At 63.7% G+C, this 14,326-nt stretch carries 14 protein-coding genes; 6 read left to right on the top strand and 8 right to left on the bottom strand.

What is annotated here, in order from left to right:
* The first annotated feature begins 123 nt into the window (after positions 1-123).
* The 3 genes from LB572_RS17860 (at position 124) to LB572_RS17850 (ending at position 1,879) form a co-directional block, all read left to right on the top strand.
* On the top strand, positions 124-642 hold the full coding sequence (locus tag LB572_RS17860; protein ID WP_224668614.1) for a flavin reductase family protein: 519 nt from the start codon (positions 124-126) through the stop codon (positions 640-642).
* Positions 643-797: 155 nt separating this feature from the next.
* Complete coding sequence (locus tag LB572_RS17855) at positions 798-1,142, top strand: hypothetical protein (RefSeq protein WP_224668613.1); 345 nt, start codon at positions 798-800, stop codon at positions 1,140-1,142.
* An 80-nt stretch (positions 1,143-1,222) separates the two neighbouring features.
* Complete coding sequence (locus LB572_RS17850) at positions 1,223-1,879, top strand: DsbA family protein (RefSeq protein ID WP_224668612.1); 657 nt, start codon at positions 1,223-1,225, stop codon at positions 1,877-1,879.
* A 70-nt stretch (positions 1,880-1,949) separates the two neighbouring features.
* Here LB572_RS17850 and LB572_RS17845 read toward each other — a convergent pair whose 3' ends face one another.
* From LB572_RS17845 to LB572_RS17810, 8 genes are all read right to left on the bottom strand, one after another.
* Positions 1,950-2,933: a transketolase family protein gene (locus LB572_RS17845; RefSeq protein WP_140802249.1), complete on the bottom strand. Its 984-nt coding sequence runs from the start codon at positions 2,931-2,933 to the stop codon at positions 1,950-1,952.
* Position 2,934: 1 nt separating this feature from the next.
* Positions 2,935-3,819, bottom strand: a complete 885-nt coding sequence (locus tag LB572_RS17840; protein ID WP_224668611.1) for a transketolase — start codon at positions 3,817-3,819, stop codon at positions 2,935-2,937.
* 60 nt (positions 3,820-3,879) lie between these two features.
* Positions 3,880-5,187, bottom strand: a complete 1,308-nt coding sequence (locus tag LB572_RS17835) for an LLM class flavin-dependent oxidoreductase (protein ID WP_224668610.1) — start codon at positions 5,185-5,187, stop codon at positions 3,880-3,882.
* Between the two features lie 195 nt (positions 5,188-5,382).
* Positions 5,383-6,648 carry a CaiB/BaiF CoA transferase family protein gene (locus LB572_RS17830; RefSeq protein ID WP_224668609.1) on the bottom strand — a complete coding sequence of 422 codons (1,266 nt, stop codon included), beginning with the start codon at positions 6,646-6,648 and terminating at the stop codon, positions 5,383-5,385.
* Between the two features lie 42 nt (positions 6,649-6,690).
* On the bottom strand, positions 6,691-7,725 hold the full coding sequence (locus LB572_RS17825; RefSeq protein ID WP_140802253.1) for an ABC transporter ATP-binding protein: 1,035 nt from the start codon (positions 7,723-7,725) through the stop codon (positions 6,691-6,693).
* Positions 7,718-8,770 (bottom strand): ABC transporter ATP-binding protein, encoded by a 1,053-nt coding sequence (locus LB572_RS17820; protein ID WP_224668608.1) that lies wholly within the window; start codon positions 8,768-8,770, stop codon positions 7,718-7,720. The genes LB572_RS17825 and LB572_RS17820 overlap by 8 nt, the downstream gene beginning before the upstream one ends.
* Positions 8,767-9,582 carry an ABC transporter permease gene (locus LB572_RS17815; RefSeq protein ID WP_412033573.1) on the bottom strand — a complete coding sequence of 272 codons (816 nt, stop codon included), beginning with the start codon at positions 9,580-9,582 and terminating at the stop codon, positions 8,767-8,769. The genes LB572_RS17820 and LB572_RS17815 overlap by 4 nt, the downstream gene beginning before the upstream one ends.
* A gap of 41 nt (positions 9,583-9,623) precedes the next feature.
* Positions 9,624-10,637: an ABC transporter permease gene (locus LB572_RS17810; protein ID WP_140802256.1), complete on the bottom strand. Its 1,014-nt coding sequence runs from the start codon at positions 10,635-10,637 to the stop codon at positions 9,624-9,626.
* Positions 10,638-10,834: 197 nt separating this feature from the next.
* On the opposite strand from LB572_RS17810, the gene LB572_RS17805 reads away from it, so the two are divergent.
* From LB572_RS17805 to LB572_RS17795, 3 genes are all read left to right on the top strand, one after another.
* Positions 10,835-11,686: an IclR family transcriptional regulator gene (locus LB572_RS17805; RefSeq protein ID WP_224668606.1), complete on the top strand. Its 852-nt coding sequence runs from the start codon at positions 10,835-10,837 to the stop codon at positions 11,684-11,686.
* Between the two features lie 19 nt (positions 11,687-11,705).
* Positions 11,706-13,010, top strand: a complete 1,305-nt coding sequence (locus tag LB572_RS17800; protein ID WP_224668605.1) for an acetoin dehydrogenase dihydrolipoyllysine-residue acetyltransferase subunit — start codon at positions 11,706-11,708, stop codon at positions 13,008-13,010.
* An 89-nt stretch (positions 13,011-13,099) separates the two neighbouring features.
* Positions 13,100-14,260 carry an acyl-CoA dehydrogenase family protein gene (locus LB572_RS17795; protein ID WP_140802259.1) on the top strand — a complete coding sequence of 387 codons (1,161 nt, stop codon included), beginning with the start codon at positions 13,100-13,102 and terminating at the stop codon, positions 14,258-14,260.
* The last annotated feature ends 66 nt before the right edge of the window (positions 14,261-14,326 follow it).

Here is a 14,326-nt window from a genome sequence, read left to right as displayed (position 1 = left end):
GCCGGCCGTCTGCGGTTGGCAAAACAAATTGTTATGGGTGTCCAAGAATTTTGCGCGTTTACGGCCAACGCCGGCTTCGGCATGTTGACGTTACTGAAAGCGTGATCATAGGACCAGCACCACATGAACGCTCCCATCGTCGGCACCCCCGCCCATGCGCCTTTGGCGGCCGGCCGTGACCTGTTCAAGACCGTTTCAAGTCACTGGCCGTCCGGCGTCGCGGTGATCACCGCGGTCGCCGATGACAGGAGCCTGCACGGCTTGACGATGAGCGCCGTGATCGCGCTCTCGCTGGACCCCATGCAATATCTGATTTCGGTCGACAGGACGTCCAACACTCTGCCGGTGCTGAAGGCCACAAGGCGCTTCTGCATCAACTTCCTGAGCAGCCAGCAACAGAATGTCTGCATGCTGTTCGCCAGCAAGGCAGCGGACAAGTTCGCATCCGTCAGCCACCGCCTCTCCGACAGCGGGCTCCCGTTGATCGAGGGCGCGGTCTCGCACATCATCTGCGATATAAATTCAGTCATTGCGAGCGGCGATCATGAGATCATGATCGGCGATGTCCGTGATATCGAGCATGCCGGCGGCGACCCGCTCATCCACTTCAAGCGCTCCTTCCATACGGTGCAGCCAGGCTGATCCGTCCGCGCGTGCCCATTCGGGCGTAGGCCTTCGGTCCGCTCCCGGCGTGGACCGCCACACGGCCGGTGCCTTTCGCGTTTGCACGGAATCGCCACCGCATACTTACGGAAACTTGTTCCCACTTTCGGCGGACATGCTCTAGGATGAGGCCGATGCGGTTCTGTATTTCCGTGACGGCGTTGGGATTCCTGCTGGTGGCGATCGCCGCCGGCATGTGGCCGTCTTGGGCGCTGGCCTGGTCGCTGTCGCGACCCACCATTGCCGTCGCAGTCCAGTCGTCGCCCGACACCACGCAGCCTTCGGCCTTCAAGCCCTGCTATCATACGGTGCGGACGTCGAGCATATCCTGCTTCCCCCAGATCGGCCTGCCGGAAGGCGCGACCGGTGGCGAGACGCGAAATTCCGGCCATTGCATTCCTGCCATAAGCCCGCACGCGACGAAGCTCATCTTCCGCGAAACGGAACCGCGCCCGCCACGACCCTCCTTCGTCGCTTGAATCGGTGCGCCCGGGTGGACAACCGCCTGTGTGCTTCTTTCATCCATGAAGGGCGGCGATGCCGCTCCAGAGGTCATCTTATGCTCAACGAAAATCCGATCGGCCGCCGGCGCTTTCTGCTTGGCGCCTCCGCCCTGGCGGCGACCGCGACGCTCCTGCCTTTCCTGCCGGCTAGCGCCCAGGAAGGCCTGACACCCGAACAGGTCCTCAATGATCCCGACATGCCGTTCGTCGGCGCCAAGAATGCCGACATCACGATTGCGGAGTTCATGGACTACAACTGCCCCTATTGCCGCAAGAGCCATCCGGAACTGAAGAAGCTTCTCAAGAGCGACCGCAGGGTGCGCGTCGTCTACAAGGACTGGCCGGTGTTCGGTCCGGTTTCCGAATATGCCGCCCGCATGGCGCTCGCGGCCAAGTGGCAGGGGAAGTACGAAGCCGCGCACGACGCGCTTATGTCGTCACCAAAGCGTTTCCAGCAGAATAAGGAAGTCACGGCCGTGTTGACCAGGGCCGGCATCGACATGGCGAGGCTGAACAAGGATGCCGCGGCGCACAAGGCCGATATCGACAAGCTGCTGGCACGAAACGCCCTGCAGGCCGACACGATCGGCCTGCAGGGCACGCCGTCCTGGCTGGTGCAGTCCTTCATCGTCTTCGGCGGCCTCAGCCACGCTCAGTTGCAGGAGGCCGTGGCGGAGGCGCGCCGCAGACAAAAGGCGCCGAGTAGCAAGTAGGCTTCCGTGCCTTCACGGAGGTTGCCGGCCATGCGGCATGGCAACCTCCAGCGTGTCCTTCGGCCAAGCCTTAGGCGATGAACGCCTCGGCCACGCTGCGAATGCCTGCCGCATCGAGCTTGTAATGGGCGTAGAGATGGGTGGGCGGCGCGATCAGGCTGTACTCGTCATAGATGCCGTGGCGTTTGAGCTTCACGCCAATCCCCTCGTCGGCGAGCACTTCAGCCACCGCGCCGCCAAGCCCGCCCAGGACATTGTGCTCTTCGACCGTCATGATCTTCATCTTCTTCGAGCGGGAGGCCGCTTCGAGAATGGCGTCGCGGTCGAGGGGCTTGATGCACGCCATGTCGATCACGCCGACGGAGTGCCCCTCCGCATTCATGGCACTCGCGGCCTCGAGCGCACCGTGCACGGCCATCCCGCAGGCGATGATCGTCAGCTCGTCGCCTTTCAGGTGCTCATGCGCCTTGCCGAATTTGAATGTCGGCGTCTCCTTGTAGACGACGGGATCGCGGCCGCGGCCGATGCGGAAATAGATCGGCTTGTCGTAGTCCGCGGAAGCGCGGATGGCCGCTTCCAGCTGCGGACCGTCCGCCGGCGACACCACCGCGAGATCGGCGATCGAGCGCATGATGGCGATGTCTTCCGTGGCGTGGTGCGAGGTGCCGTAGAAGCCGAGCGAGATGCCGGTGTGATGGCCGACGAGCCGGACCGGCTGCGCGGAATAAGCAATGTCCATCCTGATCTGCTCGCAAGCAAGCAGAGCCAGGAATGAAGCGAAGGTCGCCACGAAGGGCACCACCCCGCAGGTCGCGATGCCCGCGGCCGTGCTGACCATATTCTGCTCCGATATGCCGAAGGAGATATAGCGGTCGGGATAGGCGGCCGCGAAGCGGTTCAGGCCGTTCGAATATTGAAGATCGGCCGATCCGGCCATGACGTTGTGGCCTGCCTTCACGAGATCGATCAGCCCGTTGGACAGATGATCGAGGCCTGGATTGACGGCGTTCAAGCCGCGATACTGCCACGAATTGGGAGAGAGAGGACCGTTCATTTCAAGCATCCAGCGCGTTGATCTCAGCGACGGCCTTTTCGGCATCGGACGGGTCGAGATAGCCCAGGTGCCAGCCGGGCTCGGTCTCCATGTAGGAAACGCCCCTCCCCTTGCTGGTCTTGGCGATGATCACGCAGGGCTTGTCGCGCTCATCATCCGCCCTCACCCGCCGCAGGAGCTCGGTGACCTTCGCCACGTCGTGGCCGTCGACGGTATGGACCTCCCAGCCGAAGGCGCGCCATTTCTCGTCGAGCGGCTCTATGTTCATCAGATCGTCGACGCGCCCGTCCAGCTGGTAGCCGTTGCGGTCGATGATGGCGATGAGATTGCGGGCCCGGTGCTGCGCGGCGTTGATCGCGGCCTCCCAGACCTGTCCTTCCTGCATCTCGCCATCGCCCATCATGCAGAAGACCCGATAGTCCTTCTCGCCGGTCCAGCGCTGCGCCAGCACCATGCCCAGCGCATTCGAGAGCGCATGGCCGATCGACCCCGACGAGAAGTCGACGCCGGGCACCTTCCTCATATCGGGATGATCGCCAAGCGGGCTGCCGAGGCGCGTGTACCGGTCGAGCCATTCCTTCGGGAAAAAGCCGAGATCGGCGTAGATCGGAAACAGGCCGACCGCTGCATGTCCCTTGCCGATCGTGAAGCGATCCCGCCCCGCCCATTTCGGTTCGCCCCGGCGCAGCCGCATGACGTCGTAATAGAGCGCGGCGAATATCTCCGCAGCCGAGAAGACGGACGTGTAGTGGCCCGTCTTGGCAATCTCGATCAGCCGGATCGTCTCCAGCCGCACGAAGCGGGCGCGCTCCTTGAGCATCGCCACCACGTCCGGCGTGGGTTCGAAACTGTTGCTGCGCGCCTTGTCCGTTGAAGAACCGCTCATATCATCCTCGATCAAGTTCATGGCTCCGCGGCGCTGGCATCGAGCCGCGCCGCGACTGCGTCAGGAACGCAGATTTTCCCGGAACGTGCTTCCGGTGTAGTCCCGGCGATAAATGCCCCTGCGCTGCAGCTCGGGCACCACCGACTTCACGAACTGGTAGAACGAGCCGGGGGTGATCGACGGACAGATGACGAAGCCGTCGCACGCCTCGGCCTCGAACAGCTCGTGGATGTGATCGGCAATCATCATCGGCGTGCCGACGAGCTGCGGCGACATCTGGGTGGTCGCATATTGATGGCCGGCATCGCGCAGCGTCTTGCCCTTGCCGCCGCTCATGATGATATCGAACACCCCGCGCGCGCCTTGCGTGATCTCCATCTCGCTCAGCGGCTGGTCCATCGGGAAGCCCGAGAGGTCGATGCCGATATGGTTCGACATCTCGGAAAGGCCAAGCTCGGCATTGGCGAGGGAATCGATATAGTCCGCCCGCTCGCGTGCGATCGATTCCGTTTCGCCTATGACGATATCGGTCGCGGGCAGAATGGCGCAGTGCGAAGGATCGCGCCCGGCATTCGAGACGCGGTCCTTGATGTCGCGGTAGAAGGCTTGCATGTCCGCCTTGTTGTTCTGCAGCGTGAAGACGATCTCGGCCCAGCGCGCCGCAAACTGACGCCCGCGGTCCGAAGACCCCGCCTGCATCAGCACGGGGCTACCCTGCGGCGAATGCGGCGTCATCAACGGGCCGCGCGTCCTGACATATTTGCCGGCGTAGTTGGCGTAGCGCACCTTCGACGGATCGCCGAAAATGCCTGCCTGCCGGTCAAGCACCAGCGCATCCGGTCCCCAGCTGTTCCAGAGCGCCGTGCAAGCCTCGACCACCTCATCGGCATGGTCATAGCGCTGAGCCTTGTCCAGCAGCCGGTCCATGCCATAGTTCTGCGCTTCGCGATCGGTCGCCGAGGTGACGATGTTCCAGGCCGCCCTGCCGCCGCTGATATGGTCGAGCGAGGCAAAGGCACGGGCGATGTGGAACGGATGATAAAGCGAGGTCGACATCGTTGCCGAAAGGCCAATGTGGCTGGTCACCCGCGCCATTGCCGTCAGCATCTGCATCGGGTCGAGCATGCACATATGCCCGCCATATTTGACGCAGGGATCGATGACGCCGCCATAGGTATCGTAGAGGGTCTGGACGTCGACGAAGAACAGCCCGTCGAATTTTCCGGCCTCCAGGATACGGGCGATGTTCTCGTAGCGTCCGGGGTCCAGGAAATCGGTCCCGTCGCTTTCGTCATGGCGCCAGCTGCCGTTGTTGTGCCACGAAGGGCCGATCGTGCAGTAGCCGACGAAATGTAGCTGGCGCCCCATTGAAACCACCCAGGATTGGCCCGTATCGGGCCTTCAAGACATTGCCCCGGCAACCGTTACGCAGCGAAGATTTCAGGCATGACGGCGCCGATCGACCTCTGCTTTAGGCACTCGAAGCCGCGCCGTGCACTGGCAAAAACCTTTGGCTTGAATAACCTTTCGTTATGCGACACGGCGCGCGCCCCTATCCCCAAATCACGCCTCGAGCGACGGGCCCGTATACTGGCGGACGACGCCTTGGCCGATCAGCGCCTCGACTTCCTCCGGCGTGTAGCCCAGCGTTTGCGACAGCACGGCGGCGGTGTCCTCGCCAAGCATCGGCGGCGCCTTGTACTTCGCCCCGCGCTGGGCGCTCAGGCCCTGCGCCGGCCTCACAAGGGAGATCGGGCCGATGTGCTGGCTGTGCAGTGTCTGGACGACTTCCCTGGCCTTCACGGTCGGGCTCTCGAAGGCTTCCGGAACGGATTTGACCTCTCCGGCCGGCACGCCATGGCGCAGGCAGGCCTCCATCCAATAATGGCGCGGCCGGGTCCGAAATGCCGGGCCCAGCGTTGCGAGCAGGCTTTCCCGATTGAGGGCCCTTGCCGCCGCGGTCTTGTAAAGCGGGTCGCCGGCGAGGTGCGGCACGCCGACGACCTTTTCGCACAGCGCGGTAAACTGCTTGTCGTTGCCGACGGCAAGCGCGAAGCTGCCGTCGGAGCACTCGCAGATCTGATACGGAACCACCGTGGGGTGCGCGTTGCCATAGCGCCGTGGAATGACGCCGGCATTGAGGTACCCGCTGCCGACATTGATCAGCGTGTTCAACGCGCATTCCAGCAGCGAGATGTCGATATATTGCCCCTGCCCGTTCTGCCGGCGCTGATACAACGCCGCCAGTATGGATTGGGCCGACACCATGCCGGCAATGATATCGGTCATCGCCACCCCGATGCGCTGCGGCTCGCCGTCAACAGGCCCGGTGATGGACATCAGGCCGCTTTCCGCCTGCACGACGAAATCATATCCCGGGCGGTCCCATTCCGGACCGGTCTGCCCATAACCCGATATCGAGCAGTAGATGATGGCCGGATTGACGGCTTTCAGGGTTTCATAATCGATCTTGAGCCGCTGGACCGTGCCGGCTCGAAAGTTCTCGATCACGACATCGGCCTCGGCGGCCATGCGATGAATGATTTCACGGCCCTTCGGATGCTTCAGGTCCACCGCTATGCTGGATTTGCCGCGGTTGGCGCAGAGATAATACGTGCTGATCCCGTTGTAGTTCGGCACGGACCATGCCCGGGTGTCGTCGCCGCCGTCGATATTCTCAATCTTCCAGACTTCCGCGCCGAGATCGGCCAGGCTCATCGTCGCCCAAGGACCAGCCAGCACACGCGAAAGATCCAGCACCTTGATGCCTGCCAAGGGCAAAGCGGGTGCGCTTTCGCCGGTGGGCGTCTCGCCGATGGTTTCCGACATACGTCCTCGCTTCCTTGCTTGAAATCGCCGGCTACCGGGCGCTCAGGCCGACGGCCCGATATCCACGGGACCCGGAAAATGACACGCCGCCAGATGCCCCGGCTCGACCTCGATGAGAGGCGGCACGATCTCGGCGCACCTGTCTTGCGCCTTGAAGCAGCGGGTCCTGAATGGACAGCCCGACGGCGGATTGATCGGGCTCGGCACGTCGCCCTTGAGCAGGATCTGCTTGCGGCCTCGCTCCAGGTCCGGGTCGGCGACCGGCACGGCCGACATCAGGGCTTGCGAATAAGGGTGGAGCGGCCTTGCATACAGTTGCTCGGCCGGCGCGACTTCGACGAAGCGGCCGAGATACATCACCGCGACCTTGTGCGAGATGTGACGCACGACCGAAAGATCGTGCGCGATGAACACATAGGCCGTCCGCATCTTCTCCTGGATTTCCTGGAGAAGATTGAGCACGCCTGCCTGGACCGACACGTCGAGCGCCGACACCGGCTCGTCGAGGACGAGGACTTCAGGCCTCAGTGCGAGGGCGCGGGCAATCACGACACGTTGGCGCTGGCCACCTGACAATTGGTGTGGGTAGCGCCTGCCGTGCGCGGCGCTGAGACTGACGAGATCCAGCATCTCCAGCACCCGCTCACGCCTTTGCGAGCGGCTCATCGTCGTAATCCGCAGCGGCTCCGCGACGCTGTCTTCGACGCGCATGCGCGGATGCAGCGATCCATAGGGATCCTGGAACACGAGTTGCAGATGTCTGCGCATCCGCCGCATCTGCTCCGCACCGAGCGAGACGATGTCCGTGCCGTTCAGCGTCACGCTGCCGGACGTCGGCTCGATCAGCCTGAGCAGGCATCGCCCGAGCGTCGACTTGCCACAGCCGGACTCTCCGACCAGCCCCAGCGTTTCGCCGGGATCGAGATCGAACGAGATGTCCGTGACGGCCTTCAGCTGCGCGACCTCGCGGCGCACCAGGCTGCCGCCCATGATCGGGAAGACCTTGGAAAGATTGCGCACGGACAAGGCGCCGCCCGCCGTCACGCCGTCCGCAGCTGGATTTGGGGCTTCAGCCATGTGCGGGCTCTTCGGATTGCGCCGCCCGGGCCGGCTCGCCCCAGGGCGGCAGCGTCTCGGCGAAATGACAGGACGCGCGGTGGCGCCCAAGCTCGACGGTCGGAGGCGCAACTTTCCGGCACACGTCCTGGGCAAAGCTGCAGCGCGGGTGAAAGGCGCATCCCTCGGGCAGCGCGCCAAGCATCGGCGGTGCGCCGGGGATCGAATAGAGCTTGTCCTTTGAAGCCGTCAGCTTCGGAATGGAGGCGATCAGCCCCCGTGTGTAGGGGTGACGCGGATTAGCGAAGAGCTCCCGCACTTCGGCCTCCTCAACCACCAGTCCGGCATAGATGACAGCGACCCGATCGGCATGCCCGGCGACGACGCCGAGGTCGTGGGTGATCAGGATGAGGGCCAGTCCGAGTTTCTCCTTGAGATCGCGCAACATGCGCATGATCTGGGCCTGGACCGTGACATCCAGGGCCGTCGTCGGCTCATCGGCGACAAGCAGTTCGGGATTGTTGGCGATCGCCATGGCGATCATCACGCGCTGGCGCATGCCGCCCGAGAATTCATGCGGATATTGATTGATCCGCCGGTCCGGCTGCGGGATTGCCACCAGTTGCAAGAGCTCGAGCACCCTCGCGGTCGCTTGCGCCTTCGTCATGCTTCTGTTGTGGAGAACAAGCGCTTCGCGGATCTGATCGCCGACAGTCATCACCGGATTGAGCGACGACAGCGGATCCTGGAAGATCATGCTGATCTCCGAGCCGCGAAGCGCGCGCATCTCGCGGCGCGGACGGCCGATCAGTTCCCTGCCCTTGAAGACGACTGAGCCGGTCACCACGGCATTGCGCGCCTGCAGCCCGAGCGATGCCAGCATGCCGAGCGATTTGCCCGAGCCGGATTCTCCGACGATGCCGAGAACCTCACCCTTGGACAGTTCGACGTCGAGGCCGCGCACCGCCGGCAGCATTTTGCCGTGCGAGGAAAAGCCTACCTTCAGATCGCGTATGCGCAGCAGCGGCGCCGTGGAAGCAGGACCGGTCGTCTCGGCGACACTCATTTGGACGACCTCGGATCGAAATAGTCGCGCAGGCCGTCGCCGATGAAATTGAAGCCCAGCACCGCCGTCAGGATGGCCATGCCCGGCCCGAATGCGATCCACCAGCTGTAGAAGTATGTGGCGCCGTCCGAAATCATGGCGCCCCATTCCGGGGTGGGCGGGGTTGCGCCAAGCCCGATGAAGCTGAGCGACGCGGCAAGCAGGATGACCTGGCCGAGATCCATCGTGGCGCTGACCAGGATCGGCGTCCAGCAGAGCGGCAGGATGTGCTTGGTGAGGATACGGAAATGACCGGCGCCGGCGGCGACCGCGGCTTCGACATGCTCGCGCTCGCGCACCTCGAGCACCTGGGCGCGCATCAGCCGTGCATAGACAGGCCACCAGACCACGACCATCGCGATCGCCGCATTGCCAAGTCCCGGACCGAGCGAAGCCGCGACAGCCATCGCCAGCAGGATCGGCGGGAAGGAAAGCGTGATGTCGACCAGGCGCATGATCGCGGCGCCGATGATGCCTCCCTTGTAGCCCGAAATGGCGCCGGCGGCCGAGCCGATAAGGACAGCGCTGGCAACGACGAGGAGCGCGATCGGCAGCGAATGCTGCGCGCCATGGATGGTGCGCGAGAACACGTCGCGCCCCAAGGCGTCGGTTCCAAGAAGATAGGTGGCATTGGGCGGCTGAAGCCTGCGGCCGGCCAGCGACAGCGGATCATAAGGGGCGATCCAGCTCGGCACCAGCGTGGCGGCAAGCCAGAAAAGGACGACAAGGCCGCCGACCACAAAGGCCGGGGAAGCCCATTGGGGAAGACGGATGCGGGTGGGCGATGCTTGAACCGAAGACAATGGCATCTCTCTCAGTTCAGGCGCACGCGCGGATTGGCGAGCACGTAGGCGATATCCGTGAGAAGGTTTGTGATCAGGAACATCACGCCGCCGACGATGGTCACGCCGATGATCGCCGGGAAATCAAGCGACCGGGCTGCCGTCACGGCGTAGCTTCCCATGCCGGGCCACGCGAACACGGCTTCGGTCAGCACGGCGCCGGTGATGAGATAGGCAAAGGAATAGCTGATCACCGTCAGCACCGGCACCAGGATGTTGCGAAACGCATGGCGAAGCACCACCCGCAATTCTCCCGCGCCCTTGGCGCGCGCGGTGAGGATGAATTCGCGCTCCATCACTTCGAGCATATTGGCGCGGACCAGGCGCGAGATCGTTCCCGCCACGGTCCAGCCAAGCACGATCGAGGGCAAGATGAGGTGACTGAGCGCGTCCTTGAAGGCGGTGAAGTTTCCGGCCAGCAAGGTATCGATGGTCATGAAGCCGGTCACCACGGGCGGCGGCGACATTCTGGGGTCGATGCGGCCCGGCCCCGGCAGGATCTGGTATTTGACCGAGAACAGGAAAAGCAGCGCGAGGCCCAGCCAGAAGATCGGGACGGACGATCCGAAAAGCGAAAATATGCGTGCGCCCTGATCGATCGCGGTGTCGCGGTAGTATGCCGCCAGAAGCCCGAACACGATGCCGATGACGCTGCCGATGATCATCGCCGAGATGACCAGTTCGAAGGTGGCCGGCAGCCGGGCCATCAGATCGGTCGTGACCGGGCGACGGGTGACGAACGACGTTCCCATGTCCCCTTTCAGCAGGTTGCCGACATAGATGAGATAGCGTTCCGGCAAGGGACGATCGAGACCCCATCTTTGCCGCGCGGCCGCGACGATCTCGGGGTTGTTGAGCTGCTGCTCGCTGACCACGGCCGTGAGCGGGTCACCCTTGGTGATGGCCGTCAGCAGGAATGCCATCGTAACGATCCCCAGCAAAATGAAGGGCATCGCGATGCTGCGTCTGACGATGTAGTTGAGCATCCGTCGTCTCGTGGCGTACCGTTTCGCTCCACGCTTTGAGCGAGAGTCCGGCGATATTGACAAGGTGGCCAACACCAGTCAATAGAAATGAAATTAAGTTCCAAATTTCGTTGCGAGGCCTGTCGGCCGCCCGTTGCGACTGATAGGGTGGGCTCCCGACCAAGAGCCTAGGGCCATATTCGCTGTTGGGAGGCAGCATGCGAAAACGCAACAAACCCATACCGGCGCCATCGAATGAAGATCAGGGACAGCATTCGTCCGCCCTGGTGCGCGGGCTGCAAATCCTGCGCGCGTTCACGCCGGCCGACATATCGCTCGGCAACCAGGAACTGATCGAACGAACCGGCTTGCCCAAGGCCACGATCTCGCGCCTCACCTACACCTTGGTCGGCCTCGGCTATCTGCTTTACGATCCGGTTCTGGGCCGATACTCCATCGGGCCGGCGACCGTATCGCTCGGCTACTCAGGCCTTAGCAGCAGCGCCGTGGTGTACATGGCCAAGCCGCTGATGCAGACCCTGGCCTTCGAAACCGGCGTCGCCGTCGCCATGGGCATGCGCGACGGGCTCGAGATGGTCTACGTCTCGAATTGTCGGCCCGAGACGCCGGTCACGCTGCGGCTCAATGTCGGTTCGCGCCTGCCAATCTGGCAGACATCGATGGGGCTGGCCTATCTGGCCGCCATGGAGGAGGGCCTGCAGGGCCGCGTCATCGGCCAGTTGATCGAGAACAGCCCGGACAACAGGGAAAAGATACGCCGCGCCATCGACGGCGGGCTCGAAAGCTACGCCAAGCATGGCTACGTGGCTTCGTTCGGGGACTGGTACAGCTACATCAACGCCGTCGGCGTGCCTTTCAGGCCGAGCGATGGGTCCCAGCTCGTGGCCATCACATGCGGCGGCATCAAGGACCTTGCTCCCGTCGAGGCATGCGTCTCGATTTTCGTTCCCAAGCTGAAGTCGTTGCTCGCCGAACTGCAGAACCGGCTGACCGGCGCAACGTTGCCACCGACGGGCGAGTATATGGCGGCGATGGTCCAAAGGGACTAGCCAACTCAAGGATAATTCCATGGCCATTGCCGTCATTTTTCCAAAGGTCAGCCTGGAGACCGACACCGGCACCATCGGCCGCTGGCTGAAGGACGACGGCGCGGAAGTCGCGCAGGGCGACGCGCTGTTCGAGATCGACAACGACAAGGCCGCGGTCGAGGTCGAGGCTCCGGTGTCCGGCTTCGTCGCGCACGCTCGCGCCGCCGGCGAGGAAGTGCAGGTCGGCGAAATCGTCGGCCATATCCTTGAAAGCGGCGAGCAGATCGAAGTCGCGAGCAAACCCGCCTCGGCGCCGTCGGCCGGTCCCGACCGCAATGGAACGCCGGTGCCGCCGCAGGCGCCCTCCTCGACGCGTATCGTGGCAACACCCCTGGCAAGGCGGATCGCCGCCCAGCATCGGATTGACCTCCACGGCATCCGCGGCTCCGGCCCGAAAGGGCGCATCCAGAAACGTGACGTGCTCGGCGAGCGACCGGTCGTCGATGCGCCGGCTGTCGTCTCAAGCTTCCGTTCCGCCCAAGACGTCGATGGGCGCGAAAGCAGCCTGCAGGGCGGCGGATTGCACGCCGCATGGCTGCAGCGCGAGGGCGCCGAAACGCTCGTCGCCCTGCACGGCTTTGCTTCCGACCATAATGCATGGCGCGGCCTTCTGGCCGCCGGCCGGCCTAAGGCACGAATGCTGGCCCTCGACCTGCCTGGACATGGACGGTCGCCGAGGACAATCCCAGAGGATCTCGACGCAATCTGCGTGATGGTCGAGCAGCGTCTGGCTGCCGAAGGCATCGAGCACGCCACGATCGTCGGCCATTCCTTCGGCGCCGCCGTCGCGGCCAGGCTGGCCACTCGCGGACTGATAAGAGCCAACTCGCTTTTATTGATTTCGCCCGCCGGCCTTGGCCCTGAGATCCGCCACCAGTTCATCCATGGCTTCGTCGCGGCCAGGCAGCCGTCCAGCCTTCTGCCCTGGCTCCAGGAACTTGTCTTCGACCCCGGACAGATTTCGGAGGCCTTCATTCGCAGCGTCGTCGACCAGCGCCACGACGACAGCCTGTCCAGCGCCCTGGCCAATCTTGCCGAGCGGTATTTCTGCGACGGCACGCAGACCTTCTCGATCCGCCGCGACCTGGAACGGCTCCGCATCCCCACGCGCATCGTGTTCGGCATCCAGGACAGGATCATCCCGTTCGCCCATTGTCATTCGTTGCCGGAGCGCGTCGGCCTCCACGCTTTTCGGCAATGCGGCCACCTGCCGTATTTCGAACAGCCCGAGCTCACCCTGTCGATCGTCGACGAGATGCTGGCGCTCGGCCGCAACGATCGCTGACGCCGTCACGGCGGCAATAGAGGCAAATGTCGCGGCTGGGCCGCGCCTATGCGAACACCGAATGCGCGAACATCCGAGACAGCAACTCCATGGCCCTTGAAGCAGACCTCTTCGAGCAACTCCGGCAGACGGTGCGGCGCTTCGTTCGCGAGCGCCTGGTTCCGATGGAAGCCGAGATCGCACGGGCCGACAATATCTCCCCGGAGATCAGGCAAGAGATGCGCGACCTTGGCCTGTTCGGCCTCTCCATCCCCCAGGATTATGGCGGGCTTGGCCTGACCATGGAGGAAGAAGCCCGCATCGCCTTCGAGCTTGGCCACACGTCGCCTGCATTCCGCTCCGTCATCGGCACCAACAACGGCATCGGCTCGCAGGGCCTGATCATGGACGGAACGGAAGAGCAGAAATCCACATATCTTCCGAAGCTGGCGACAGGCGAGATCATCAGTTCGTTCGCGCTGACGGAGCCGGAGGCCGGATCGGATGCGGCGTCGTTGCGGACGACCGCGCGCCGCGACGGCGAGGAATACATCCTCAACGGCACCAAGCGCTTCATCACCAACGCGCCCTATGCCGATCTGTTCACGGTCTTCGCGAGAACCGGCACAGGCGACAAGCCGGGACGGGACGTAACCGCGTTCCTGGTTGAACGGACGGCGCCCGGCCTGTCCTTCGGCAAGATCGACAAGAAGATGGGCCAGGCCGGCTCGCACACCTGCGACGTGGTTTTCGAGGATTGCCGGGTGCCGGCTTCCGGAGTCCTGGGCGGCAAGGAAGGCCAGGGGTTCAAGACGGCAATGAAGGTCCTGGACCGAGGCCGCCTGCACATTTCCGCCTTCTGTGTCGGCATGGCCGAACGGCTTATCGCCGACAGCCTCGCCTATGCCTTGCAGCGAAAGCAGTTCGGGCAGCCGATCGCGGAGTTCCAGTTGATCCAGGCCATGCTCGCCGACAGCCGGGCGGAAAGCTACGCCGCCAGATGCATGGTGCTGGAGACGGCGCGCGCAAAGGACCGCGGCGAAAATGTTTCCACCGAGGCTGCGTGCTGCAAGATGTTTACCAGCGAGATGGTCGGTCGCGTCGCCGACCGCGCCGTCCAGATCCATGGCGGCGCGGGGTACATGGAAGAGTACGGCATCGAGCGGGCGTACCGCGACGTCCGGCTGTTTCGCATCTACGAGGGGACGACGCAGATCCAGCAGATCCTGATCGCCAGGAACATGATCAAGGAAGCGGCGGCCGCGGCTTGAAAACGGCCGCCTGCGCATCGTCCAGGCATCTCAATTCACTGCCCTCGCGGAGTCTTGCGTGGATCA

Source organism: Mesorhizobium sp. BH1-1-5, from assembly GCF_020165615.1.
Lineage (GTDB): Bacteria > Pseudomonadota > Alphaproteobacteria > Rhizobiales > Rhizobiaceae > Mesorhizobium.
Note: the sequence above shows the minus strand (reverse complement) of the source record. Positions and strands in the feature narration are given on the sequence as shown.

Excerpts from the sequence above, each read along its gene's own strand:
- LB572_RS17860 (WP_224668614.1), top strand. The coding sequence starts at position 124 with ATGAACGCTCCCATCGTCGGCACCCCCGCCCATGCGCCTTTGGCGGCC.
- LB572_RS17855 (WP_224668613.1), top strand. The coding sequence starts at position 798 with ATGCGGTTCTGTATTTCCGTGACGGCGTTGGGATTCCTGCTGGTGGCG.
- LB572_RS17850 (WP_224668612.1), top strand. The coding sequence starts at position 1,223 with ATGCTCAACGAAAATCCGATCGGCCGCCGGCGCTTTCTGCTTGGCGCC.
- LB572_RS17845 (WP_140802249.1), bottom strand. The coding sequence starts at position 2,933 with ATGAACGGTCCTCTCTCTCCCAATTCGTGGCAGTATCGCGGCTTGAAC.
- LB572_RS17840 (WP_224668611.1), bottom strand. The coding sequence starts at position 3,819 with ATGAGCGGTTCTTCAACGGACAAGGCGCGCAGCAACAGTTTCGAACCC.
- LB572_RS17835 (WP_224668610.1), bottom strand. The coding sequence starts at position 5,187 with ATGGGGCGCCAGCTACATTTCGTCGGCTACTGCACGATCGGCCCTTCG.
- LB572_RS17830 (WP_224668609.1), bottom strand. The coding sequence starts at position 6,648 with ATGTCGGAAACCATCGGCGAGACGCCCACCGGCGAAAGCGCACCCGCT.
- LB572_RS17825 (WP_140802253.1), bottom strand. The coding sequence starts at position 7,725 with ATGGCTGAAGCCCCAAATCCAGCTGCGGACGGCGTGACGGCGGGCGGC.
- LB572_RS17820 (WP_224668608.1), bottom strand. The coding sequence starts at position 8,770 with ATGAGTGTCGCCGAGACGACCGGTCCTGCTTCCACGGCGCCGCTGCTG.
- LB572_RS17810 (WP_140802256.1), bottom strand. The coding sequence starts at position 10,637 with ATGCTCAACTACATCGTCAGACGCAGCATCGCGATGCCCTTCATTTTG.
- LB572_RS17805 (WP_224668606.1), top strand. The coding sequence starts at position 10,835 with ATGCGAAAACGCAACAAACCCATACCGGCGCCATCGAATGAAGATCAG.
- LB572_RS17800 (WP_224668605.1), top strand. The coding sequence starts at position 11,706 with ATGGCCATTGCCGTCATTTTTCCAAAGGTCAGCCTGGAGACCGACACC.
- LB572_RS17795 (WP_140802259.1), top strand. The coding sequence starts at position 13,100 with ATGGCCCTTGAAGCAGACCTCTTCGAGCAACTCCGGCAGACGGTGCGG.